Source organism: Micromonospora sp. NPDC049048 (assembly GCF_043197615.1).
In the GTDB taxonomy this organism is placed as follows: Bacteria; Actinomycetota; Actinomycetes; order Mycobacteriales; family Micromonosporaceae; genus Micromonospora.
The window spans coordinates 157,205-179,120 of the sequence record NZ_JBICTM010000004.1 but is presented as its reverse complement, the minus strand read 5'-3'; the positions used below and the strand labels follow the sequence as shown (position 1 = coordinate 179,120).

The 21,916-nt window shown below is 73.6% G+C and carries 22 protein-coding genes; 10 read left to right on the top strand and 12 right to left on the bottom strand.

Annotated features, from left to right (window positions below; all coding sequences use genetic code 11):
* Positions 1 to 141 precede the first annotated feature (141 nt).
* From ACGFIG_RS15495 to ACGFIG_RS15485, 3 genes are all read right to left on the bottom strand, one after another.
* Positions 142 to 609, bottom strand: coding sequence for an SRPBCC family protein (locus ACGFIG_RS15495; protein WP_393003231.1), 468 nt, complete (start codon positions 607 to 609; stop codon positions 142 to 144).
* A 73-nt stretch (positions 610 to 682) separates the two neighbouring features.
* Positions 683 to 1,396, bottom strand: coding sequence for a hypothetical protein (locus ACGFIG_RS15490; protein ID WP_393003229.1), 714 nt, complete (start codon positions 1,394 to 1,396; stop codon positions 683 to 685).
* A gap of 118 nt (positions 1,397 to 1,514) precedes the next feature.
* Entirely contained in the window at positions 1,515 to 1,895 is a 381-nt protein-coding gene (locus ACGFIG_RS15485) for a YccF domain-containing protein (RefSeq protein WP_393003227.1), read from the bottom strand.
* Positions 1,896 to 2,148: 253 nt separating this feature from the next.
* On the opposite strand from ACGFIG_RS15485, the gene ACGFIG_RS15480 reads away from it, so the two are divergent.
* Positions 2,149 to 3,459 carry a hemolysin family protein gene (locus tag ACGFIG_RS15480; RefSeq protein WP_393003225.1) on the top strand — a complete coding sequence of 437 codons (1,311 nt, stop codon included), beginning with the start codon at positions 2,149 to 2,151 and terminating at the stop codon, positions 3,457 to 3,459.
* Between the two features lie 338 nt (positions 3,460 to 3,797).
* The gene (locus ACGFIG_RS15475; protein WP_393003223.1) at positions 3,798 to 4,019 is read left to right on the top strand and encodes a hypothetical protein; all 222 of its coding nucleotides are present in this window, start codon (positions 3,798 to 3,800) and stop codon (positions 4,017 to 4,019) included.
* 234 nt (positions 4,020 to 4,253) lie between these two features.
* Here the strand turns inward: ACGFIG_RS15475 and ACGFIG_RS15470 are convergent, their stop codons facing one another.
* The gene (locus ACGFIG_RS15470; protein ID WP_393003221.1) at positions 4,254 to 4,613 is read right to left on the bottom strand and encodes an ArsR/SmtB family transcription factor; all 360 of its coding nucleotides are present in this window, start codon (positions 4,611 to 4,613) and stop codon (positions 4,254 to 4,256) included.
* Between the two features lie 68 nt (positions 4,614 to 4,681).
* On the opposite strand from ACGFIG_RS15470, the gene ACGFIG_RS15465 reads away from it, so the two are divergent.
* Entirely contained in the window at positions 4,682 to 5,806 is a 1,125-nt protein-coding gene (locus ACGFIG_RS15465) for a cation diffusion facilitator family transporter (RefSeq protein ID WP_393003764.1), read from the top strand.
* A gap of 159 nt (positions 5,807 to 5,965) precedes the next feature.
* Here the strand turns inward: ACGFIG_RS15465 and ACGFIG_RS15460 are convergent, their stop codons facing one another.
* Complete coding sequence (locus ACGFIG_RS15460; protein WP_393003219.1) at positions 5,966 to 6,550, bottom strand: hypothetical protein; 585 nt, start codon at positions 6,548 to 6,550, stop codon at positions 5,966 to 5,968.
* An 80-nt stretch (positions 6,551 to 6,630) separates the two neighbouring features.
* On the opposite strand from ACGFIG_RS15460, the gene ACGFIG_RS15455 reads away from it, so the two are divergent.
* Together ACGFIG_RS15455 and ACGFIG_RS15450 are read left to right on the top strand one after the other, a co-directional pair.
* Complete coding sequence (locus tag ACGFIG_RS15455) at positions 6,631 to 9,300, top strand: BTAD domain-containing putative transcriptional regulator (protein WP_393003217.1); 2,670 nt, start codon at positions 6,631 to 6,633, stop codon at positions 9,298 to 9,300.
* 93 nt (positions 9,301 to 9,393) lie between these two features.
* Positions 9,394 to 10,014 (top strand): hypothetical protein, encoded by a 621-nt coding sequence (locus ACGFIG_RS15450; protein WP_393003215.1) that lies wholly within the window; start codon positions 9,394 to 9,396, stop codon positions 10,012 to 10,014.
* A gap of 75 nt (positions 10,015 to 10,089) precedes the next feature.
* Here the strand turns inward: ACGFIG_RS15450 and ACGFIG_RS15445 are convergent, their stop codons facing one another.
* The 3 genes from ACGFIG_RS15445 to ACGFIG_RS15435 all read right to left on the bottom strand — a co-directional run bounded on the left by ACGFIG_RS15445 (position 10,090) and on the right by ACGFIG_RS15435 (position 14,000).
* On the bottom strand, positions 10,090 to 11,418 hold the full coding sequence (locus ACGFIG_RS15445; protein WP_393003213.1) for a PHB depolymerase family esterase: 1,329 nt from the start codon (positions 11,416 to 11,418) through the stop codon (positions 10,090 to 10,092).
* A 156-nt stretch (positions 11,419 to 11,574) separates the two neighbouring features.
* A complete protein-coding gene (locus ACGFIG_RS15440) occupies positions 11,575 to 12,471 on the bottom strand; it encodes a GNAT family N-acetyltransferase (protein ID WP_393003211.1) in 897 nt (298 codons plus the stop codon).
* Positions 12,472 to 12,635: 164 nt separating this feature from the next.
* The gene (locus ACGFIG_RS15435) at positions 12,636 to 14,000 is read right to left on the bottom strand and encodes an endo-1,4-beta-xylanase (protein ID WP_393003209.1); all 1,365 of its coding nucleotides are present in this window, start codon (positions 13,998 to 14,000) and stop codon (positions 12,636 to 12,638) included.
* Between the two features lie 388 nt (positions 14,001 to 14,388).
* Here ACGFIG_RS15435 and ACGFIG_RS15430 point away from each other — a divergent pair, with 388 nt between their 5' ends.
* The 3 genes from ACGFIG_RS15430 to ACGFIG_RS15420 all read left to right on the top strand — a co-directional run bounded on the left by ACGFIG_RS15430 (position 14,389) and on the right by ACGFIG_RS15420 (position 15,963).
* On the top strand, positions 14,389 to 14,595 hold the full coding sequence (locus tag ACGFIG_RS15430) for a hypothetical protein (protein WP_393003207.1): 207 nt from the start codon (positions 14,389 to 14,391) through the stop codon (positions 14,593 to 14,595).
* Positions 14,596 to 14,750: 155 nt separating this feature from the next.
* Complete coding sequence (locus ACGFIG_RS15425; protein ID WP_393003205.1) at positions 14,751 to 15,521, top strand: rod shape-determining protein; 771 nt, start codon at positions 14,751 to 14,753, stop codon at positions 15,519 to 15,521.
* Between the two features lie 160 nt (positions 15,522 to 15,681).
* A complete protein-coding gene (locus tag ACGFIG_RS15420; protein ID WP_393003203.1) occupies positions 15,682 to 15,963 on the top strand; it encodes a potassium transporter TrkA in 282 nt (93 codons plus the stop codon).
* 148 nt (positions 15,964 to 16,111) lie between these two features.
* Here the strand turns inward: ACGFIG_RS15420 and ACGFIG_RS15415 are convergent, their stop codons facing one another.
* From ACGFIG_RS15415 to ACGFIG_RS15400, 4 genes are all read right to left on the bottom strand, one after another.
* Positions 16,112 to 16,693 carry a TetR/AcrR family transcriptional regulator gene (locus ACGFIG_RS15415; protein WP_393003201.1) on the bottom strand — a complete coding sequence of 194 codons (582 nt, stop codon included), beginning with the start codon at positions 16,691 to 16,693 and terminating at the stop codon, positions 16,112 to 16,114.
* A 15-nt stretch (positions 16,694 to 16,708) separates the two neighbouring features.
* Complete coding sequence (locus ACGFIG_RS15410) at positions 16,709 to 17,386, bottom strand: ABC transporter ATP-binding protein (protein WP_393003199.1); 678 nt, start codon at positions 17,384 to 17,386, stop codon at positions 16,709 to 16,711.
* A complete protein-coding gene (locus ACGFIG_RS15405) occupies positions 17,383 to 18,510 on the bottom strand; it encodes an ABC transporter permease (protein ID WP_393003197.1) in 1,128 nt (375 codons plus the stop codon). The genes ACGFIG_RS15410 and ACGFIG_RS15405 overlap by 4 nt, the downstream gene beginning before the upstream one ends.
* Positions 18,511 to 18,625: 115 nt before the next feature.
* Positions 18,626 to 19,738, bottom strand: coding sequence for a DUF4185 domain-containing protein (locus tag ACGFIG_RS15400; RefSeq protein WP_393003195.1), 1,113 nt, complete (start codon positions 19,736 to 19,738; stop codon positions 18,626 to 18,628).
* 355 nt (positions 19,739 to 20,093) lie between these two features.
* Between ACGFIG_RS15400 and ACGFIG_RS15395 the strand changes: the two genes are divergently transcribed.
* Both ACGFIG_RS15395 and ACGFIG_RS15390 read left to right on the top strand, forming a co-directional pair.
* Positions 20,094 to 20,435 (top strand): YciI family protein, encoded by a 342-nt coding sequence (locus ACGFIG_RS15395; RefSeq protein WP_393003762.1) that lies wholly within the window; start codon positions 20,094 to 20,096, stop codon positions 20,433 to 20,435.
* Between the two features lie 5 nt (positions 20,436 to 20,440).
* Positions 20,441 to 21,733 carry an RNA polymerase sigma factor gene (locus ACGFIG_RS15390; protein WP_393003193.1) on the top strand — a complete coding sequence of 431 codons (1,293 nt, stop codon included), beginning with the start codon at positions 20,441 to 20,443 and terminating at the stop codon, positions 21,731 to 21,733.
* Positions 21,734 to 21,916 lie beyond the last annotated feature (183 nt).

Sequence of the window (21,916 nt, the reverse complement as noted above, 5' to 3'; positions counted from 1 at the left end):
GACTGCAACATTCCGGCCAGTACGGCCCGCTCACTGTCCTGCACCAGGCGAGCATAGGCAGCCGTCGCCCGGGCGTCGCGGCGGGCGAACAGGCGTGCGGCGACTGTCGGCGGCGGCTGCTCCATCCGTACGGCTCGCGGGTCAGTCGGCCGCTTCGATGTATGCCGCCAGGTTCGCCAGCGAGGAGGCGATCCCGGCCTCGTGGTCCGCCTGGTCGATGCCGGGTGGCACGTCCGTCGCGGTGACGGTCACCTCGGTTCCCGTCCCGGCGGCGGCGAGGTGCCAGGTCATCGTCATGGTGCCCGCGTACACCGGGTCGTCGGCCTCGAACACGGCCCGCTGCACCACGCACCGCGAGGGCACCAGGGCGGCGAACCCGACGTCGACGACGTCGGCCGCGTCCGACGTCTTGCCGGGGCTGTCCGCCGCGTCGAGGTAGGTCAGGACCATCCGGAATCCGCCACCCGGCCGGGGATCCCACCGCTCGATCCGCCCGCGCATGCCGTCCGGCGGCAGCCAGGCCTCCAGCGACGCCCGGTCGAGCAGGGCGCCGTAGACGGTCGCCGGTGGTGCCGCGATCACCCGGCTGGCGCGGTCGGTCCTTCCCACGGCCCCGATCCTAGGGCCGGGGTTCAGGCCTTGACCATCGTCCGCGCCGCCGGCGGGAGAGGAGCCGGCGTGCTCACTCGCCCGGGCCTGCGGGAGCTGGGCCGTTGTCGACGAAGTCGAAGGTCAGGCCCTCCCGGGCGGCACCGGCGCCCACCCGTTCGACGACCAGGCCCTGCCGGTCCGTCGCGCGGAGGCGGACCCCGCCCTCGCCGCTGATCGTGTAGGTCGGGCGGCCTTCGCTCTTCTCCCGCGTCTTCTCGATGGTGAACAGTTGGCCGGCCCGGCCGGCATCGCAGGCGGTGGCGACGACCGTCGTCGGGGCGCTGCCGTTGTCGCGCAACCCCATGCAGTCGGGCTCGCCGCCGGCGTGTGCCTTCGCGGTGCGGATCTGGTGGCGGCTGCCGCTGGCGGGCAGCAGCACGAACAGGCTCTTGTCCGTGTCGCCGGAGGTCATGCTCAGCCGTCCCTTGGCGTCGACGGCCAGGATCGACTCGAAGGACCCGACCGGCCGCAGGACGACCTGCCGTTCGCCCCGCAGGATCGGGTCGGTGCTGCCGGTCGCTCCCGGGCCTGTCGACGGCGACTGGTTGTCCGGCCCGTTGCCGGTGGGCGAGGGCGTGTTCGCGGTGCCGCTCGCGGGCGCCGACGTCGCCGGCGAGGTGGTGGGTCCCCCGGCCGTGGGAGTCGTCGAGGTGCAGGCTGCCATGGACGCGGCGGCACCGACGGCGAGCGCCGTCGCGACGGTGGCACGAAGGACAGCCGTGGCAGGGGACGACAGGTTCCGCATGGTCAGCTCCTTAGAGGATCCTCAGGAGCGTAATCCCCCGTCGCCATCCGCGCGGCAGTCGTACCGCCGCTGTGGCGAGCGGGTGCCGGTCGTCGTCACGACCCGCCGCTGCGGGCCGTCACGGGGTGTCGACGACCTCGCGGCCGAGGGGCCAGAACGCGGCCGGGACGAGCTTGAAGTTGGCGATCCCGAACGGGATGCCGATGATCGTGAGGCACAGCGCGGCACCGGTCAGGATGTGGGACAGGGCCAGCCACCAGCCGGCGAGCACCACCCAGAGGACGTTGGCGAGCCCGGACGCGACTCCGGCACCGGGCTTGGGCACGACGGTGCGGCCGAACGGCCACAGGGAGTAGACGGCGAGCCGGAGCGACGCGACGCCGAACGGGATCGTGACGACCAGGACGAAGCAGATCAGCGCGGCGATGCCGTAGCCGACGGCGAGGACGATGCCGCCGCCGAAGATCAGCCACAGCAGGTTGAGCACAAACCGGATCATGTCTCCGAGCATGACCGACGCGTGCCACCGGGTGGCGCGACCGACAGGGCCGGCAGCTTCCCGACCAGGCTCGCGGGCAGCGCCGTGACGCACGCCGCCACCCCTGCGTCCGCCGCTGCGCGGCCTGGAACCGCAGGTGGCCCCGCCCGGCGGCGGTAGGGCCTGAGATGTCCGACACACCGCGATCGTGGCGGTTCGGGGCGGCTACGGTTGGTGCTCCGGACGGTCCGGTGGGGGAGGCGTCGAACAGGCCGTGGACGGCTATGGCGTGCAGGTCACGCTGGTGCTCGTGTTGGTGTTGGTGAACGCGGTGTTCGCGGGCAGCGAGATGGCGTTGGTGTCGCTGCGGGAGAGCCAACTGCAGCGCCTGGAGCGGGCCTCCCGGTCGGGGCGGGTGCTGGCGAAGTTGGCGAGGGACCCCAACCGCTTCCTGGCCACCATTCAGATCGGCATCACCCTGGCCGGCTTCCTGGCCTCGGCGGCCGCGGCGGTGTCCCTCGCGGCACCGCTGGTGGGGCCGCTGGGGTTCCTGGGGTCGGCGGCGGAGCCGGTGTCGATCGTGCTGGTCACCATCGTGTTGACCTTCGTCACCCTGGTGCTGGGCGAGCTGGCGCCGAAGCGGATCGCGATGCAACGCGCGGAGGGCTGGGCGATGCTGGTCGCCCGCCCGCTGGACGCGTTGTCGGCGTTCTCCCGGCCGGTGGTGTGGCTGCTGAGCAAGGCCAGCGACGCGGTGGTGCGCCTGGCCGGCGGTGACCCCCGCGCCAGCCGCGAGGAGGTCACCACCGAGGAGTTGCGGGACATGGTCGCGGCGCAGCGCACCCTCACGCCCGAACACCGGATGATCATTTCGGGTGCGTTCGAGGTCGCCGAGCGGATCCTCCGGGAGATCCTCGTCCCGCGTCGCGAGGTGGTCACCCTGTCAGCGACGCTGTCGGCGCCGCAGGCGCTGCGGGAGCTGGGCAGGTCGGGGCAGACCCGTGCCCCGGTCGTGGGTCGTGGCGGCCTGGACGACACCGTCGGCGTGGTGCACATGCGCGACCTGCTCGACCAGGACGGCCCGGTCGCCGCGTACGCGAGTCCGCCGTTGTATCTGCCGGAGACGTTGAAGGTGACCGAGGCGATCCGGGAGATGCGCGCCCAGCGGCAGCAGTTCGCCCTCGTCGTGGACGAGCGGGGCTCCATCGACGGGATCGTCACGATGGAGGACCTCGTCGAGGAGATCGTCGGGGAGATCTACGACGAGACCGACCGGGACGTGCAGGCCGTCGTGCGGGAGGCGGACGGGGCGCTGTTGATGCCGGGCGGCTTCCCGCTGCACGACCTGCCGGACGTGGGCATCGACCTCGACGAGGACACCCTCGAGGTCGGTGACTACACGACGGTGGCGGGCCTGGTCCTGGCCCACCTCGGCCGGATCCCGAAGACACCCGGCGACACGGTCGAGGTGCCGGGCCTGACCGCCGAGGTCGCTGAGGTGACCGGGCGGGCCATCACCCGGGTACGCCTGCGTGCGACGCCGACGTACGGGCACGAGCCCGGCGAGGACGCGACGAGTTCCTGACCGGCCCGGCGGGCGACTCGCGGGCGAGTGGCGCGGGCGGCGGTGCCTCCGGGACAGGTGTCCTGCCGCCGGCCGTGCCTCCGGGGGCGGCGGCCATGCCGCCAGTCTTACCCGACAGTAGCGGCGTGAATTCCTTCAGCTACCTCTCAGGTGGCGTTGGTAGTTTCCCGGCGCGGCGGGATCCACGGTGGACGCCGCAGATTCCTTGTGCCGTAAGGGTTTCGTGTGGAAGTCCCATCGGGGGTACACAGTGGATCGGGTTCCTCGCCCTGTGATCTAATCGGGTGAGTTTGTCCGCAACCGGTCGGATTGCCCGATCGGGACTTGAAGGAGAGTGCATGCCCGTCACCGCCGACCTCACCAAGCTGGTCGACAAGGCCTACCAGGACAAGACCCTCGCCGAGATCGTCGACGCCCCGGTGTCCGCCCTCGCCGGGGTCAGCGACGGCGACGCCAAGCTGCTCAAGGACGCCTTCAACATCACCACCGTCGGCGACCTCGGCCGTAACCCGTACTTCCGCACCGCCAGCGCCCTGGTGGCCCTGAACGGCACCAACTAGCACCACGGCGGGCGCCCGGCTGCCGAGAGTCCTTCCGGCCGCCGGGCGCCTGCCCTTTCGGCCCGAATCCGCCGCCGCCCAGGCGCGGCGGGGTCCCGCCGATTGCGGGGCCGGCGGTGCGGCCCCGTCGAGGGGGGCATGGGTCACGCGGGGAGTGTGCCGCCGCCCGCTCCGCGCGCCGGGTGGCCCCGCCAGAGGGCTCGTCCTGTCCGTCCCGGCGCGGCCCGGAACCCGTCAGTCGTGTTCCGGCTCTCCCGTCACGTGGTGCGCGGCGGCGTGCAGAACCTCGGAAACCAGCCGGCGGACGTGTCCGCCGCGGGCGGTGTAGAGGGCGCGGCGGCCGTCGCGACGCACCGTCACCAGCCCGGCCAGGCGCAGCTTCGCCAGGTGCTGCGACACCGCCGGCCTCGCCACGCCGACAGCCGCCACCAGCGCGGTCACGTCCTGCTCGCCCTCGCCGAGCAGGACCATCAGCCGCAGGCGGGTGCCGTCGCCGAGCATCCGCAGCATGTCGACGGCGACGCCCACCTCGGCGTCGCCGGGCGGGCGCTGTTGCCGCCCGTTGGCACCTGCAACATTGTCGCGTGCGTACATGAGCACATATTATCGGGCTGCGAACCGGCGGGAAACGACCCTGCCGCGCCGTACCCGAGGGGGCCTCGATCGTGCGGAACCAGCACCACGACCACCATCACGGCCACGGCGGCGACGGCCGGCGGGACGCGCCGCACGCGGACAGCCACACGCACGACCACGCGCACGCGAGTGGGCCGGGGGCGTGGTGGCACCGGCTGCGGCACACGCTGGTGCCGCACTCGCACGACTCGCGGGCGAAGGTTGACCCGGCCCTCGAATCGTCCCGCGCGGGGCTGCGCGCGCTGTGGATCTCGCTGGTCGGGCTCGGGATCACCGCCGCCGCGCAGGCGGTCATCGTGGTCCTGTCCGGGTCGGTGGCGCTGCTCGGCGACACCCTGCACAACGTCGCCGACGCCCTGACCGCGGTGCCGCTGGGGATCGCGTTCCTGCTGGGCCGCCGTGCCGCGACCCGCGCCTACACCTACGGGTTCGGGCGGGCCGAGGACCTCGCCGGCATCGTCATCGTCCTGGTCATCGCCGGCTCCGCCGTCGCCGCCGCCTGGACCGCCGTCGACCGGCTGCTGCATCCCGCGCAGGTCACCCACCTGCCGTGGGTGTTCGCCGCCGGGATCGTCGGGTTCGCCGGCAACGAACTCGTCGCCCGGTACCGGATCCGGGTCGGGCGACGGATCGGCTCCGCGGCGCTGGTCGCCGACGGCCTGCACGCCCGTACCGACGGCTACACCTCACTCGCCGTCGTCGCCGCCGCGCTCGGCGCCTGGGCCGGTTGGAACTGGGCCGACCCCGTCGTGGGCCTGGCCATCGCCGTCGCGATCACTCTCGTCCTCAAGGACGCCGCCCGGGAGGTGTACCGGCGGCTGATGGACGCCGTCGACCCCGCGCTCGTCGACCAGGCCGAGACCACGCTGCGGGCCGTCGAGGGCGTCCGCGACGTGACCGCGGTACGGCTGCGGTGGATCGGCCACCGCCTGCACGCCGAAGCCGACCTGGTCGTCGACGCCGGCCTCAGCCTCGTCGCCGCACACGAGATCGCCGCTGACGCCGAACACCAGCTCACCCACGCCGTGCCCCGGCTGACCACCGCGACCGTCCACACCGACCCGCACAGCCATCCCGGCGCGCACCACCACACCGACCTGTCGCACCAACGCCGTAGCGCCGGAGAACCCGTCGCCGGCGAGCGCCCCTGAGGGGCACCGGCAGCGGCCCGCTCCTGCGCCCCACGCAGCGCCCGGCGGTCCTGACACCGGGTGGCGCGGTCAGGGCCGGACCCGGAGGCGGTCCCGCAGGTCGCGACGACCGTCGGGCCGTCATGGACAGTCGGGCACCGCGCCGGGCGACCCTGCCCGTCAGGCGTCGCGGCAGGTCCAGGTCACCGTGCCGTCCACCGCGTCGCCGGGCAGCCCGCCCGCACCGGTGGTGGCCAGCTTGGCGAACGTCCACGTCCCGCCCCCGCGGTCGTCGGTGACCACCTCGCTGGACGTGCTGTCCGGCCACGTGCCGTAGACCGTGCCGTCCACCGCGATGCTCGGCCGCGAGCCCGGGGCGACGAGTTGACCCTTGGGGTACGTGCCCGGTCCCGTGTACTCCTCGATCCACAGCTCCAGCGTGACCCGCCGGCCGTCGACCGGGCCGTCGAGCAGGCCGGCGCCGACGTAGAAGGTCCTGCCCTCCTCCCCGGTGCTGCCCTTCGCGTACTCGGCGCAGCTCGCCGGGATGGTGCCGTTGTTCGTCGGTGCCGCCGCCGTCTGGTCGCCCGCGAGCGTCGTCGCGCCGCTGAGGCTGAGCGTCACGTTCAGTTGCGGGCCGAGCGATCCGCCGCCCTCGTCGTCGCTCCACCCGACCTTCGGGCCGCCCGCTGCACCGCAGGCGGCGTTCGTCGCGAGCAGCATCGTCGTCAGGATCACCGAGCCGGTACGGCGTGTCCGTAGCATGGTTGCACTCCCTGTCTGGCCGTGCGGGCAAGCTTGACCGGTGCCGCCAAAATTGCGCCAAACACGAGGCGGAGGTGCGGGTGCGCTTCGAGGTACTGGGGCCGGTACGGGTGTGCACGCCGGACGGCGAGGCGACCCTGGCGCCGAAGCCGCGGGCGCTGCTCGCCGTGCTGCTGGCCGCCCGTGGCCGGTCGGTCACCGTCGAGAAGCTGCTGGCCGAGCTGTGGCCGCAGGGCGCCCCGTCGACGGCCGTGGCGACGCTGCAGATGCATGTCTCGGCGCTGCGCCGGGTGGTGGGCGAGCGGCTGCGTACCGCGCCCGGCGGCTACCGGCTCGACCTGGCCGGCGCCACCCTCGATGCCGCCGAGTTCGAGCAGACCGGCGCGCTCGACCTGTGGCGCGGTGACGCGTACGACGGGGTGCGGGCGGGGCCCTCCGTGGCAGCGGCGGCGGCCCGGCTCGCCGAACTGCGGCTCGCGGCCCGGCACGAGTGGGCGCAGCGGGCGCTGACGCAGGGCCGGCACGTCGAGGCCGCCACCGAGTTGGCCGGTTGGGTGGCCGAACAGCCCACGGCCGAAGGGCTCGTCCGGCAGTTGATGATCGCGCTGTACCGCTCCGGCCGCTCCGGCGACGCGCTGAGCGCGTACGACCAGGTCGCCGCCGCCCTCGGCGAGCTGGGCGCCCGGCCCGGCCCGGAGCTCGACGCGCTGGCCGCCGCCGTACGCCGGCAGGACCCCACCCTCGACCTGCCGGCCCCCGGAACACCCGCGCAGCGCAGCCGGTTCATCGGTCGCCGCCGCGAGTTGGACCGGGTGATCGGTCTGCTCGGCACGGCCCGGCTGCTCACCGTCGTCGGGCCCGGCGGCGCGGGTAAGACCCGGTTCAGCCTGGAGCTGGCCCGTGAGGTGGCCGACGATCACGACGCGGTGCACGTCGTCGAGCTTGCCGAGCACCGCGACGGACCGCTCGACGCCCGGCTGGCCGCGGCGACCGGCATCCGCGAGGAGCCCGGCGTGGCGGTGCGCGACACGGTCGTCCGGCAGCTGACCGGCCGCGTGCTGCTGGTGCTGGACAACTGCGAGCACGTCCGGGCGGACGCGGTGACACTCGCGCACGCGCTGCTCGGCGCCTGCCCCGGCCTGCGCCTCGTCGCGACCAGCCGGGAACCGCTCGGCCTCAGCGGCGAGGTGGTCTTCACGCTGGGTGGGCTCGCCACGCCGGTTGCGGGCGTGACCGATCCGCGTGCGGACGCGATGCGGCTGCTCGCCGACCGGGTCGCCGCGGCCCGCGGGGGTGCGGGGCTGGTCCCCGCCGAGCAGGCCGCGGCCGCCGAGCTGTGCCGCCGGCTCGACGGGTTGCCGCTCGCCATCGAGCTGGCCGCCGCCCGGCTGCGCGCGGTACCGCTGTCCGAGATCATGTCGCGTCTCGACCGGCGTCTCGACCTGCTGACCGGCACGTCGCCGGTGCCGCGGCACCAGACCATGCGAGCGGCCATCGACTGGGGCTACGACCTGCTCACCGAGCCGCAGCAGACACTGCTGCGGCGGCTCGGTGTGTTTGCCGGCGGCTTCGACCTGGCGACGGCGGCCGAGGTGGCCGGCGCGGATCCGCTCGACGCGCTCACCCAGCTGGTCGACCGGTCCATGGTGGAGTTCGAGCAGGGCCGCTACCGGCTGATCGAGACCATCCGCGAGTACGCCCGCGAGCGCCTCGACCCGGCCGAGCGCGCCGAGGCATACGGCAGGCTGGTCGCCGTCTGGGAGAGACGCCTCGCGGCGCCGCCGCCGCTGGACGGCCCGGCACACACCGAGTGGCTGGCCGGTGTCGGGGCCGACCACGACACGATCGTGGCGGTGCTCGACTGGACCCTGCGCGACGGTGACCCCGCGAAGGGGCTGGGGATCGCCGCGGCGATGTGGTGGTACTGGTGGGTGGCCGGGCGGATGGCCGAGGGCCGGGCCTGGCTCGGCCGTGCGCTCGCCACCGCCCCGCCGGAACCGTCCGCCCTGCGGGCCCGGGCGCTGCGGGCCGCCGCGGCGCTGGCCCGCAACTCCGGCGACCTGCCGGCGGCCCGCCGGCTGGGGGAGCAGGGCCTGGCCACGTTCCGGGAACTCGGCGACCGGACCGGCATGCTCGCGGCGCTGAACAACCTGCTGATCACCGCGCAGGCGCAGGAGGACTACCCGGCGTCGCTCGCGTTCGGCCACGAGGCGCTGCGGATCGCCGAGGACGACGCCGACGCGCGGATGGTCGCGGCGGCGTCCAACAACACCGCGGGCACGCTGCGCTGCATGGGCCGCCTCGACGAGGCGGAGGAGCTGTTCCACCGCGCGCTGGCGGGCTTCCGCGCCCTGAACGACCGGCGCGGTGAGGCGGCCGCGCTGACGAACCTGTCCACCATCGACCGCCGTCGCGGCCGTAACGCCCCCGCGCGTGCGGCCATGCGGGAGGCCCTGGCGATCTACACCGAGCTGGGCATCGCCGAAGGACAGCTGGACGCCGTCGAGGGGCTGGCGCAGCTCGACGTCGCCGAGGGCGACCCGGCGGGCGGGTTGCGGCTGCTGGCGCTCGCCGAGCGCGAACGGTCCGCGCTGGGCGCGCCCAGCTTCACGCCGGACGAGATCGCCGACCGCGACCGGGCGGAGGCCGAGGCCCGCGCCCGGCTGGGGCCGACGGAGGTGGCGCGCGCGTACCGGCAGGCGACCGTGACGACGCTGGCGGAGGCGGTGGCGCAGCTGCTCGGCGACTGACTTCCCGCGTGACCCACGCCCACCCCGGCGGGCCCACACCGCCGCCGTGCCGGCGTTTGGGTCTTCTTTGGCGCCGCCGCCCATCCTGTCGACGTGATCCGATTTGCCAGGCCAGCCGCCATCCTCCTGCTGAGCGCCGCGACGGTGTCGGGGTGCGCGGCAACCGGCCCGACCGCCCGGGACGGTGCCGTCGCGGCGACGCCGTCGGCCGACCCGTCCGCCGCCGCGACGGCGGAGGGCACCGGCGCGACGCCCGCCCCGACCCCCGAGTCGATCCAGACCGGTACGCCGGGGGCGACGGGGCCGGCCACCCCGAAGCCCGCCGGCAAGAAACCCGCCGGCAAGACGCCGTCGGCTCCGGCCACCGCGGAGGATGCCGGCCCGCGCATCGTCTACCTGCGCGTCGCCCGCAAGCCGAGGTGCGCCGAGGGGACCGCCGTCTTCCGGGCCGACCCGGTGCCGCTCGTGATCGAGTGGAAGATCACCGGCGCGACGGGTGGAGCCCTGTCGGTGGACGACCCGACGAACACCCCCGGCACGTACGGGCCGGTGGATCTCCAGGGCTCGCAGGAGTTCCTCTTCTCCTGCAACGGCGACGTCGGCAGCACCGAGACGCACACCTACACCCTTTACACCGTCGGCGGCGGGCCGGTGCGTTCCGCGACCGTCACCGCCTCGGCCAAGGTGCTCGACAAGGGGCTCGGGATGGGCTGATCCGACGCCGCCGCGCTCGCACCGGGGCTGACCGGGTGTCGGGGCGGCGCCGGTGTCGGCGCCGCCCCGGCCGGTTCAGGCGATCGTGCAGGTGGTGCCGTTGAGGGTGAACGAGGAGGGGTGCCCCGTGTCGCCGGTGTGGGTGGCCTGGAAGCCCACGCTGACCGACGCGCCGGGCGCGAGTGTGGCGTTGTAGGAGACGTTGCGGGCGGTGACCGCGCCGCTGCTGGGGGCGTACGTCGCGTTCCAGCCGTTGGTGATGCTCTGGCCTGCGGGCAGCGTGAACGCCAGCGACCAGCCGTTGAGCGTCGCGGTGCCCGTGTTGGTGACGGTCATCGAGGCGGTCAGCCCGGTGTTCCAGGCGTTCACGGTGTAGTCCACCCGGCAGGTGCCCGGCCCGGGCGGGGGAGTGCTGGGCGGGGGAGTGTTGGGCGGCGGCGTCGTCGGGGGCGCGGTGGTGGGGGGATGGGTGGTGGGCGGCGCCGTGGTGTCGAGCCCGAAGAAGCGGATCGCCTGCGCCGCGTCGACCGGCAGGTTGTGCGACACCCCCTGCATGCTGATCGCCTCGACCGGTGCCCGGTCGCCGCTGCCGCCGTAGCGGGTACGTGTGTAGCCGGCCTGCGGGCTGTCGGTGTACGTCGGCGTCTGGCTCAGCCCGTGCACGTTGGTCCACTGCTTGATCTGCTCGCCGAAGTTCGGGTAGCGCAGCACCTCGTCGTTCGTCCCGTGCCACGTCTGCATGCGGGGCCGGCGTCCGGTGTAGCCCGGGTAGGCGTTGCGGACCAGGTCCCCCCACTGCTGCGGGGTCCGGACGATCTGGCCGTTGGCGCACTCGCTGTTCCACTCGGAGCCGTTGGTGGTGGCGAAGCAGCCGAAGGGGACCCCGGAGAACGCCGCGCCGGCGCTGAACACGTCGGGGTAGAGCCCGAGCAGGACGTTTGTCATCATCGCGCCCGACGAGATGCCGGTGGCGAAGATCCGGTCGGGGTCGACGGCGTACCGCTGCCGGACGTGGTCGACCATCGACTTGATGCCCACCGGGTCGCTGCCGCCGTCGCGGCGCAGTGCCTGCGGCGAGGAGACGTCGAAGCACTGGCTGCTGCGGGTCACCGACGGGTAGACGACGATGTAGCCGTACCGGTCGGCCAGGGCCGCGTACTGGGTGCCGGAGTACATGGCGGGTCCGGTGCCGGTGCAGTAGTGCACCGCGACCAGCAGCCCCGGTCGGGGCGCGACGGAGTCCGGCACGTACAGGTACATCCGTAGGTTGCTCGGGTTGGGACCGAAGTTGGTCACCTCGGTCAGGGTCGCGGCGGACGCCGGCGGGGCGAGCGCCACCGCCGCCAGCGCCGTCAGCACGGCGGCGGCCAGGGCGGCGCCCAGCACTCGGAGTCGGGCTCTCATGGGTGGTTCCTCTCAGACGGCGGACAGGGCGGGGTTCCGATCGAGGGCTGCCCGGCTGCCCGATCACGTCCGGCTCAAGAACATCGACAAGTATCTATAAATGCGGCGGATCCCGCAAGCGCCGGCAGTGGGACCGTCGTCCCGCCGCCCGCGTCGTCACGGCGTCAGGCGCTTCTCGAACCAGTGGTGGGCGTACGGCTCGTCGTTGTACGCCTCGATCTCCCGGTAGCCGGCCGCCCGGTACATCGCAATCGCCTCCGTCAGGTTGCGGTTGGTGTCCAGCCGCACGGCGGTCCAGCCCCGCTCGGCGGCCTGGCGTTCCAGCTCGCCCAGCATCCGCCGCCCGAGCCCGAGCCCGCGTACGGAGTCCGCCACCCACACCCGCTTGATTTCGGCGGGCGCGTCACGGTGGAGCTTCACCGCGCCGCAGCCGACCGGCTCGGCGTTGAGGGTGGCGAGCAGGAACACGCCCGCCGGGGGGACGAGTTCCTCGTCGCGGACCGGGTTGCTCCGGGCCGGGTCGAACCCGTCGTCGAAGCGCCGCGCGACCTCCCGGGCGTAGGCCCGCATGCAGGCGCGGGCCCGAGGGTCGCCCGGCGGGCAGGGCTCGACGAGCACCATCGACGCGACGAGCAGCCGCTGCACCTCCGCCATCGCCGCGACGAGCCGCTCGCGGTGCCGCCCGCCCAGGGGGGCGAGGATCGACCGGGCGAACTCGTCGGAGCACTTGTCGAGTTCGGCCCACTCGGCGCGGCCGGCGTCGGTGAGCGTGGCCACCCGGACCCGCCCGTCCCCACCGGCCTGTTCGGACGGTCCGACGGCGACGAGGCCGTCGCCCTCGAGCGCGCGCAGGAGGCGGCTGAGGTGCCCCGAGTCCAGCCCGAGCCGGGACCGCAGGGCGGCGACCTCGGCCCCGCCGGGGCCGATCTCCCACAGCAGGCGGGCCTGCGCGAGGGGGCGGGCGCGCGCCATGTACTCGTCGTCGAGCGCCCCCACCCGCTGGGTCACCGTCCGGTTGAACCGCCGCACGGCGGCGATGAGCTCTGCTTCCACGAAGCCTGACTTTAGTCAGCCGTATGTGGCCCGCGCCAGTGTCTTCCGGCGAGTGCGACGACCTTCCGTGCGTCGCCGGTGGTGCGGGATCGAGCCGTACGCCGATCCGGCGGCGCCGGGGCGGCGCGCTGGGCGCCACCCCGGAGCCGTCCGGTGACGTGTGCTCAGGAGGCGGTGCAGGAATACACCTGGGGACGGGACCAGTTGCCGTTGGCCATCGTGGTGAACCCGAAGACGTTGCCGCTGCCGTTGGAGCGCATCGTCATGACGTTTCCGCTGCTGTCCCAGCTCGGGGTGCCGTTCCAGGTGGCGGAGACCTTCTGCGGGGGCGTCACCGCGACGACGACGGTCCAGTTGGTGGCCCCGCTGACCGTGACGTTGCTGTTGAACCGGTCGCCCCACCGGGTGCCGTCGCTCAGCGTCGCGGTGCAGCTACCGCCCGGCGGCGGGGTGGTCGGGCCGGTCGTCGGCGGCGGCGAGGTCGGCGGGGGCGTGCCGTTGTTGAGGGCGGCGAGGACCGCGTCGTACGCGGGCTTCTTGTTGCCGCTGCCGTCGAACAGCAACGGCGTGTCCGAGGCCCGCCAGGAGTCGCTGTCCCGGATGCCCCACACGGTGATGCCGGTGCACCGGGCGACCGCGAGGCAGTCGTTGACCACGTTGCGGTACGTGGTGGCTGAGGCCCCCGCGATGTCCAGCTCGGTGATCTGCACGTCGACGCCGAGCGCCGCGAAGCTGGACAGCGTGGTGCGGTAGTTGCCCGGGTAGGGCGAGCCGCTGTTGAAGTGCGACTGGAGGCCGACGCAGTCGATCGGTACGCCCCGGGCCTTGAAGTCGCGGACCATGTTGTAGACGGCCTGGGTCTTGGCGTGCGACCAGTCGTCGGTGTTGTAGTCGTTGTAGCAGAGCTTCGCGCCGGGGTCGGCGGCGCGCGCGGCGCGGAACGCCGCCTCGATCCAGTCGTTGCCGGTGCGTTGCAGGTTCGAGTCGCGCCGGGCCCCGCTGCCGCCGTCGGCGAACGCCTCGTTCACCACGTCCCACGAGTCGATCTTGCCGCGGTAGTAGGTGGCGACCTGGGTGACGTGGTTCAGCATCGCGGAACGCAGGGCGGAGCCGCTCATGTTCTGCATCCAGCCGGGCTGCTGGGAGTGCCAGGCCAGCGTGTGCCCCCGCACCTTCATCCCGTTGGCGCGCGCGTGGTTGACGATCCGGTCCGCGTTGCCGAAGGTGAACTGCCCCTGCTGCGGCTCGGTCGCGTCGATCTTCATCTCGTTCTCGGGCGTCACCGAGTTGAACTCACGGTTGAGGATCGTGACGTAGGTGTTGTCGCTGAGCTTGTTGGCGGCCACGGCGGCGCCGAAGTAGCGGCCGCGCTCCGCCGCCGACGCGCCCAGGGTGGTGCCGGCGCTCGCCGTGCCGGGCAGCACCGTGGCGCCGGTCGCCGCGAGCAGTCCCACGGCGGCGACGGCGAGAGCCGCGTGTACGCGCGAGCGTGATCTCGACCGGGTGTCCCGGTCGCACCTCTCGGTCATTCCTGCTCCTTCCGGGGCCCGGTCCGCACTGTCGGGGGTGGACCGGTGTGGTGGGGGTGTGTCGGATCGGGGCGCTCGGCGGGCTGTGCCGCGGGCCGGTCGACCCGCCTGATCGATCCCGATGGATGTGGAGTATGGCAGCGCGAGACATCGGCGAGCAACAATTTCCGGAAAACTAACGATAGCTAAGTCGGCGACCGCTCCGGTGCGCCTGTGGTGCCTGCCTGGTCAGCCGCACGCGTGGACGTGCGTCCGGGCGCGCTCATGGAAACGAGGCGATCGGAGATGAGTCGTGCCGGACGGATTTTCCGGAGTGCTTCCGTAACGGCTCACGGGCCGGGCGGCGACGGCGTGGCCGATCGACGGGCCGCCCGGATATGGTGGTCGCATGCAGGATCGGTACGGTCTCCGCCGCGCCGGCAAGCGGGTCTCGCTGCCGGCGCTGCTGATGCTGACCGTGCTGATCATGGTGCTCTCCGCGGCCCGCGCCGTCGGGCTGTGCATCGTCTTCCGGTGCACCAGGCGGGCCATCCCCGGCTGCGTGCCCGCCTGGTCGGCCGACCGCGCTCCGCCCGGGCTGGCGTTCGCCGTCTGAAGCCCGTCCGCCTTCCCCGCGTCCTGTGACGCGGGGCCCGTGGCTTGGAGCACCATGCCGACCCTGCCGCACCCTCGATCCATCCTGTCCCGGTCCGTCGACGACGGACCCCGACCCGGGGCGTACGCCGTCGCGGCCACCCCGCCACGGAGGCGGTGACCGTGCTGGCCCCCGGCGCGTACGCCCGCCTCGGCCTGCGCTATCCCGTCGCACTGGACCTGGGCACCTCGACCGTCCGGATGTGGACGCCGACGTCCGACGCGGTCGTCGCCGAGCCCGCCGTCGTCGCGTGGAACTCGGCCGGCGCCCAGGCCGTCGGGCGGGCCGCCATGCAGCTGCGCGACACCGGTGACGTGAAACTGGCGTGGCCGGTGCGGCACGGCGTGGTGACCGACTTCTTCGCCTGCGTACACCTGCTGCGGGTGGTGGCCGCGGCGAGCGGCCGGCCGGGCGACGACGTCTCCCCGGTCGTGGTCGGCGTGCCGGCCACCGCCACGCTGCGGCAGAAGGACCTCCTGGTCGCGGCCGTCCGCCACGCGTTCGGTGGGCGGGTCGCCACGGTCGAGGAGCCCCTGGCCGCGGCCCTGGCCTGCGGGGCCGACCTCGACGGGGACGACGTGGTCGTCGTCGACATCGGACACGGCCGCACCGAGATCGCCCACATCACCGACCGGGCCGTCGAGGCGGCCGAGCACATCGGCGTGCCCAACGTCCTCGACCAGGTGCCGCTGATCGCCGCCACGGTCCGACGCCTGGGCGCCCGGCCGGTCTGGCCGGGGCGACGACGGCTGCTGATCACCGGGGGCGGGGCGGTGCACCCTGAGCTCGGAGCCCGACTGGCCGCGCTGACCGGCCGGGTCGTCACGATGCCCGCCGACCCGCACCTCGCCACGCTCGCCGGCCTGCGCCTGCTGCTCACCCGCTGACCGGCACCGTGCCGCACAGCGGCCCGGCCGGCGGTGCACACCGCCGGCCGGGCACCCGCACCCCGCCCGGCTGCTCCGCACCCGCCCGACCGATCCCGCACGTTGATCGCCTGCCCGGCCGGGACCGAACCCCCGGCCTCTCACCCACCGAGGAGTTCCGATGGACGTCGAACTGACCCCCCTGCCCGGTATCGGGTACCGCCGCATGTTCACCACCGACGCGGGACTGCGCATCGGCGTGGTGACCCACTACGGCGGCGGCCGGCGTGAGCTGGTCTACCAGGACGGCGACGACCCCGACGCCACCCGCAGCATCACCCTGCGCCGCGACGAGGCCGTCACCCTCGCCGGACTGCTGGGCCTGCTCGACGTCCTCGACGTCACCGTCACCGGCCCCGATCCCCGGGGAGCCCCGGTGACGAGCACCCCCGCCGCCGGGTAGGCCGCCGGACCGGGCGAGGGGGAGCGGCCGAGGGGGCGAGCACCCGTGGCCTGGTCCGGCAACCTGTCGTCACCCCGGCCCGGCGCGTCGTACGCGCCGCCGTCGTGGTCGTGAGCGGCCTGTCCTCCGGCCCCGGGAACGCTGGTGCTCAGCCCTGTTGTCGCAGGTAGGGGCCCAGCAGTTCCCGGGTGAGGGCGAGCACGGCGGCTTCCGGGGTGCCGTTCTCAATCATCTGCGAGGACGCGTAGACCACCGCCTGGACCAGTTCCGCCGCGGCGTCCGGGTCGCTGGCGCCGTGCTCGGCCAGGGCCGCCACCAGGGGCGTACGCAACTGGTCGTGCAGGACGCGGGTCTCCTCGGCGAGGACGGCGCCCGGCACGCTGGCGGCGAGGCCGCGCATGACCGCGTGCTCCCCCTGGGCGACGAGGCGCAGGTTCGCCTCGACGTAGGCCAGCACCCGTCCGCCCGGATCGCCGGCCCGGTCCATCTGCTGCGTGACGTACGCCGACCACTCCGGGAACATGTCGGCGATGACGGCGTTGAGCAGATCCTCGCGGGACTTGAAGTACTGGTAGACGCTGGGGCGCGCCAAGCCTGTCCGCTTGCCCACCTCGGCCAGACTCGGCGCCTGTGCCCCGCTCTCCGCGAGGATCTCCCGCGCCGCCGCCAGGATCGCCCGTCGCTGCCGGGCACGGTGCTCGGCCACCGTGGGCGCCTGGATCTTCGGCACGGAAACCCCCTGTCGTCACGACACGGGCATGAGTCGCCCGTCGATCATCTCGTACACCGTCGTGCAGTGGCGCAGCACGTCGTGGTCGTGGGTGACCATGACGGTGGCGACGTCGTTCTCCTTGGTCTCGCGGGCGAGCAGCTCCACCACCTCGTGACTGCGGGCGCGGTCGAGGGCGGCGGTCGGCTCGTCCACCAAGAGTAGTCGCGGCCGGTTGACCAGGGCACGGGCGATGCCGACGCGTTGCCGTTCGCCACCCGAGAGCTGGTGCGGCCGGCGGTTCGCCTTGTGGGCCATCCCGACCTCGTCGAGCAGGGCCATCGCGTCGCGGGCCCGGGAGCCGTGACCGCCGAACCGGGCCGGCAACCGGACCTGGTCCACGGCGGTCAGCGCGGGAATGAGGTTGCCGGACTGGAACACGAAGCCGACGAACTCCCGGCGCAGGGCCGCCCGCGCCCGCGCGCTCGGCACGGTCATGTCGCGCTCGGCGAGGGTGACCGAGCCCGACGTCGGGACGGTCAGCCCGCCGGCCACCGCGAGCAGGCTGGACTTGCCCGCCCCCGAGGGGCCGACCACCGCGACGAACTGCCCGGGGGCGACCGTCAGGTCGACGGAGTCCAGGGCCGGCACGACGTCGTCGCCGTCGCCGAAGCGCAGGCTCACGCCGCGCATGACCAGGCCGGTGTCGGTCATCGGTTCGCTCCCAGTGCGGTCAGCGGATCCACCGCGGCGATCCGGACGATGGCCACGGCGGCTCCGGCCAGGCCGAGGAAGAGCAGGAGGAGGGCGGCCACCACGATCGCCGGCGCGCTGAGCGCGAACGGGATGCCGCTGCCGACCAGGCTGCCGGCGGCGGTGCCGACCGCGACGCCCGCGCCCACGGCGAGCAGCAGCAGGGCGAGGGCCTGGGCCAGCCCGTCGCGCAGCAGGTATCCCGTCGGAGCGCCCATGGCCCGCAGGACGGCGATCTCCGCGCGGCGTTGGATGGTCCACACGGTGAAGAAGGCGCCGACCACGAGCGCGGAGATGGCGTAGAGGAACCACTCGATCAGTCGCAGGGTCGACGTCTCGGCGGTGTATCCGGGCGAGGCGCCGTACGACTCGGTGCGGGACAGGCTTTCGGTGCCGGCGGCCCGGTCACCGGCGGCCAGGTCGATCTCGGCGCCGTCGGCGGCGCGCACCGCCACGGCGGTGATCTCGTCGTAGGTGCCGCCCGGCACGGGCTCGCCGGGGCGTACGCCGGCCTTGATCTCCTGCCAGATCCGCAGCGGCAGGTAGGCCACGTCGACGTGACCGAAGGTGTGCTGGTCGGCCATGGCGCCCACCACCGTGAGCTGGGTGCCGATCCGGTCGACGGTCACCGTGTCACCGACGCGCAGCCCGGCCTCGATCGCGGTCCGGCTCACCACGATGCCGTTCGCGTCGCCCAGCCGTGCGCCCTCGGCGACCGGTGGGGAGAGGAACGAGTCGGTGGGTACGCCGAACAACGCGAGGTCGATCTCCACGCCCGAGCCGCTGCGGGCGTTGATCAGCGCGTTGCCGAAGGGCGCCGCGTCGGCGACCTGGGGCTGCGCCTTCCACGAGTCGACCGCGGAGATGTCGATGACGCTGCGGGAGAAGGCCGAGTCGTGCTGCACCCCGTCGGCGAAGGCGAAGGAGGTCGCCGGGATGCGCTGGAGCCCCGACACGCCGTCGTTCACCAGGCCCGTGGAGAGCCCCGACAGCAGCACCACCAGCACCGCGATGAGCGCGACCACCGCCCCCATCAGGCCGAACCGGGCTTTGGCGAACCGCAGTTCGCGTAGCGCTAGGAACATGCCCACCACCGCGGGCGCACTTTTGCTGACAGCATGTCAGCATCGTATCAACATGCTGTCGGCATCATTCCCGGGCGTCGCCCCGGGGCCCGACCGGCGGGTGGTGGGTCCCTCCCTACGCCGACCCGACGAACTGGCTGACGTGGTAGGCGGTGCTGCGGTTGTCGGGCGTCCTGGTCCATTTCGAGACCATCAGGTGCAGGTCGTTGGCCCGCCGGCTGGACCACGGGTGGATGAAGCCGCCGTAGAGGCCCGGCTCCTGCCAGGAGGTGACCTGGATCCGCTCCGCCGTCCAGGCCCGGTCCGGCCCGTCCGCCGTGCGGGTGACGATGCACCCCGTGGCGCCGTTGAGGTACGACATGACCCAGGTGCCGTCGGCGAGCCGCCGCACCGAGGGCTCGCCGAAGCGACCGGTCAGGATGGGCGTGCACGGGCGGCCCCAGCCCCAGTTGCTGCCGTTGAAGCCCCATCCCTCGTACGACTCGGGGAAGAACAGCCGGTCCCAGCGGACCCGGCGCAGCATCATCGGCCCGTGCTGGCGCCCGGCGCGCACCGAGAAGACGTACACCCACTCCCCGTCGCGCTGCATCGTCCACATCTGGAACGGATCGGTGTTGGCGCCGTCGTTCCACCACTTCAGGGGCGTACGGATGAAGTCGTTGCCGTTGTCGCTGTAGGCCAGCCCGGCGTAGCGCGAGCGCCAGTGCGGCCCGGCTGGGCCGGCGGAGTTCCAGTTCTCGATGCTCATGTACGACACGAGCTGCCGGCCGGTCTCGGGGAAGGCGATGCCGTCGGTGGGGATGACGGTCACCTCCCACAGCCCGTCGATGCCGACGCCGTGGTGGCCGTTGTGCATCAGCTCCGGGGCCCGGCCGTTGCCCGCGACGCGGGCGGCGCTGTCGAAGACGATCCCGCCGGCGGCGCCCGGGTGCACGGCGGAGCGCAGCAGCACCGGCGAGCGCCAGTCGTTGGGCACCGGGGGGCCCTCCGGCCACGGAGTGTCGAACGTGTCGCCGAACAGGTATCCGATCGAGCCGTTCTCCAGCACGTACGGGATGCCGAGGTCGGTGCCCGCGACCCGCCACCGGTGGTTGGTGTCGAGGTCGGCGCCCGTGAGGCGCTTCTTCCAGGAGGCGGCGTGGGCCGTGCCGGGGGCGAGGACCGGCGCGACGGCCGTGGCCATGCCGGCCGCGGCGAGGGTGCCGAACAGCGCGCGTCGAGTGGGCATCGTGACCGTCCTTGTCGCGAGGGTCCCGCAGGGCACGGACATGACCGGACCCGGCGCATCAAACCATCAACATCGATGTAAGGGTGGAACCTACGACCAACCGGGCGGCGTGGTCAAGGAGCCCGCCCCGCGCAGTCGGTGCGGTGCGGACACGAGCTGGGACGGCGATCCCGCTGGTGGGGACACGGGTCGCGCAGCGGCTGCCCGCATCCCCTCGTGCCGGCCGGTGCGAGGCCGCGGAGAATAATCGGCCAGGGGTGTCCATCCGGCCGGCTCCCGTCCGTAGTGATGTCGTACGGCGTCGCCCGGCACGGGAGGGTGACGCGACACGGAGGGGAGTCGGATCGTGAAGTACATGCTGCTCATCAACGCGGGTGCGGTCGGCGAGGACGGCGGCGCCGACGGGTGTGAGGTCGGCGACTGGATGGCGTACGACAAGCAGGTCCGGGAGGCGGGCATCCTGGTCTCCGGCGAGTCGCTGGCGGACCTGGTCACCGCCACCACGGTCCGGGTCGGTCCGGACGGCAGGCGTACCGTCACGGACGGGCCGTTCGCGGAGACCCGCGAGATCCTCGGCGGTTTCTACGTGATCGACGTGCCCGATCTCGACGTCGCGCTCGACTGGGCGGCGCGCTGCCCCGGCGCGCGCGGGGGCGGATCCGTCGTGGTCCGGCCGGTCGCCGACTTCGCGGGCTGAGCGCGGTGGGCGAAGCGCCCGCCGGCAACGGGGCTACGGACGAGGATCCGGCGGCGGTCGTGGCGGCGGTGTTCCGCGAGGAACGCGGTCGGCTGCTGGCGGCCCTCGTCCGCCGCTTCGGCGACCTCGACCTGGCCGAGGAGGTCACCTCCGAGGCTGTCGAGGTGGCGCTGGCGCGGTGGCCGGTCGACGGTGTCCCGCCCCGCCCCGGCGCCTGGCTGATGACCACGGCGCGCCGCCGGGCCGTCGACCGGCTGCGCCGGGACCAGGCCCTCGCCGCGCGGCTGGCGATCCTCCAGGCGGAGGCGGACCGGGCGGACCCCGCCCCCGCGCCGGGGGCGGGTGGCGAACTGCCGGACGAGCGGCTCCAGCTCTTCTTCACCTGCGCGCATCCCGCGCTCGCGGCCGAGGACCGTGGGGCGCTGACCCTGCGCTACCTGGCCGGGCTGAGCACGCCCGAGGTGGCCCGCGCCTTTCTGGTGCCGACGGCGACGATGGCCAAGCGGCTCACCCGGGCGAAGAAGAAGATCCACGAGGCCCGGATCCCGTTCCGGGTGCCGGACGCGGGCGAACTGCCGCAGCGGCTGCCGGGAGTGCTCCAGGCGGTGTATTCGATCTTCACCGAGGGTTACGCGGCCAGCGAGGGGCCACGCCTGCAACGGCGCGATCTCGCCGAGGAGGCCATCCGGCTGGCCCGCATCCTGCGCCGGCTGCTGCCGGCCGAGCGGGAGGTCGCCGGGCTGCTCGCGCTCATGCTGCTGGTCCACGCCCGCCGCGAGGCGCGTACCGGGCCCGACGACGAACTGGTGCTGCTCGACGAGCAGGACCGTGGTCGCTGGGACCGCCCGATGATCGCCGAGGGACTCGACCTGGTGCCCGTCGCGCTGACCGGCGGGCCGCCCGGCCCGTACGGGGTGCAGGCCGCGATAGCCGCCCTGCACGTCGAGGCGCCGGACCTCGCCACCACCGACTGGCCGCAGATCGTCGCGCTCTACGACGTGCTGCTCGCCCTCGCGCCGTCCCCGGTCGTCGCGCTCAACCGGGCCGCCGCCGTGGCGATGCGCGACGGTCCGGAGGCGGGCCTGACCCTGCTGGCCGAACTGGCCGACGAGCCGCTGTTGCGGGGCCACCATCCGTACCCGGCCGCCCGGGCCGACCTGCTGTGCCGCCTCGGCCGGCACGCCGAGGCCGCCGAGGCGTACCGGGAGGCGCTCGGCCTGGCCGGCACCGAACCCGAACGGGCCCTGCTGCGCCGCAGGCTGGCGGCGATCGAGCGGTCCCGCGCACCGGGCACGTGACGGCGGGGGACGGCCGGCGGGATCGTCGGTGGCCGGACGATGGGCCCAACGGACAAGGCGGGCCCGTGAGGACCCGCCTTGCCACTGTTGGTGACTACCAGAGGACTTGAACCCCTGAACCACATCCGCGATTCGCAACCGTGCTAAGTGGCAGTCACCGCAAGCGTAGGCGGGACCCCCGCG

Excerpts from the sequence above, each read along its gene's own strand:
- ACGFIG_RS15490 (WP_393003229.1), bottom strand. The coding sequence starts at position 1,396 with ATGCGGAACCTGTCGTCCCCTGCCACGGCTGTCCTTCGTGCCACCGTC.
- ACGFIG_RS15485 (WP_393003227.1), bottom strand. The coding sequence starts at position 1,895 with ATGATCCGGTTTGTGCTCAACCTGCTGTGGCTGATCTTCGGCGGCGGC.
- ACGFIG_RS15475 (WP_393003223.1), top strand. The coding sequence starts at position 3,798 with ATGCCCGTCACCGCCGACCTCACCAAGCTGGTCGACAAGGCCTACCAG.
- ACGFIG_RS15470 (WP_393003221.1), bottom strand. The coding sequence starts at position 4,613 with ATGTACGCACGCGACAATGTTGCAGGTGCCAACGGGCGGCAACAGCGC.
- ACGFIG_RS15460 (WP_393003219.1), bottom strand. The coding sequence starts at position 6,550 with ATGCTACGGACACGCCGTACCGGCTCGGTGATCCTGACGACGATGCTG.
- ACGFIG_RS15445 (WP_393003213.1), bottom strand. The coding sequence starts at position 11,418 with ATGAGAGCCCGACTCCGAGTGCTGGGCGCCGCCCTGGCCGCCGCCGTG.
- ACGFIG_RS15435 (WP_393003209.1), bottom strand. The coding sequence starts at position 14,000 with ATGACCGAGAGGTGCGACCGGGACACCCGGTCGAGATCACGCTCGCGC.
- ACGFIG_RS15430 (WP_393003207.1), top strand. The coding sequence starts at position 14,389 with ATGCAGGATCGGTACGGTCTCCGCCGCGCCGGCAAGCGGGTCTCGCTG.
- ACGFIG_RS15420 (WP_393003203.1), top strand. The coding sequence starts at position 15,682 with ATGGACGTCGAACTGACCCCCCTGCCCGGTATCGGGTACCGCCGCATG.
- ACGFIG_RS15410 (WP_393003199.1), bottom strand. The coding sequence starts at position 17,386 with ATGACCGACACCGGCCTGGTCATGCGCGGCGTGAGCCTGCGCTTCGGC.
- ACGFIG_RS15405 (WP_393003197.1), bottom strand. The coding sequence starts at position 18,510 with ATGTTCCTAGCGCTACGCGAACTGCGGTTCGCCAAAGCCCGGTTCGGC.
- ACGFIG_RS15400 (WP_393003195.1), bottom strand. The coding sequence starts at position 19,738 with ATGCCCACTCGACGCGCGCTGTTCGGCACCCTCGCCGCGGCCGGCATG.
- ACGFIG_RS15395 (WP_393003762.1), top strand. The coding sequence starts at position 20,094 with ATGCTGCTCATCAACGCGGGTGCGGTCGGCGAGGACGGCGGCGCCGAC.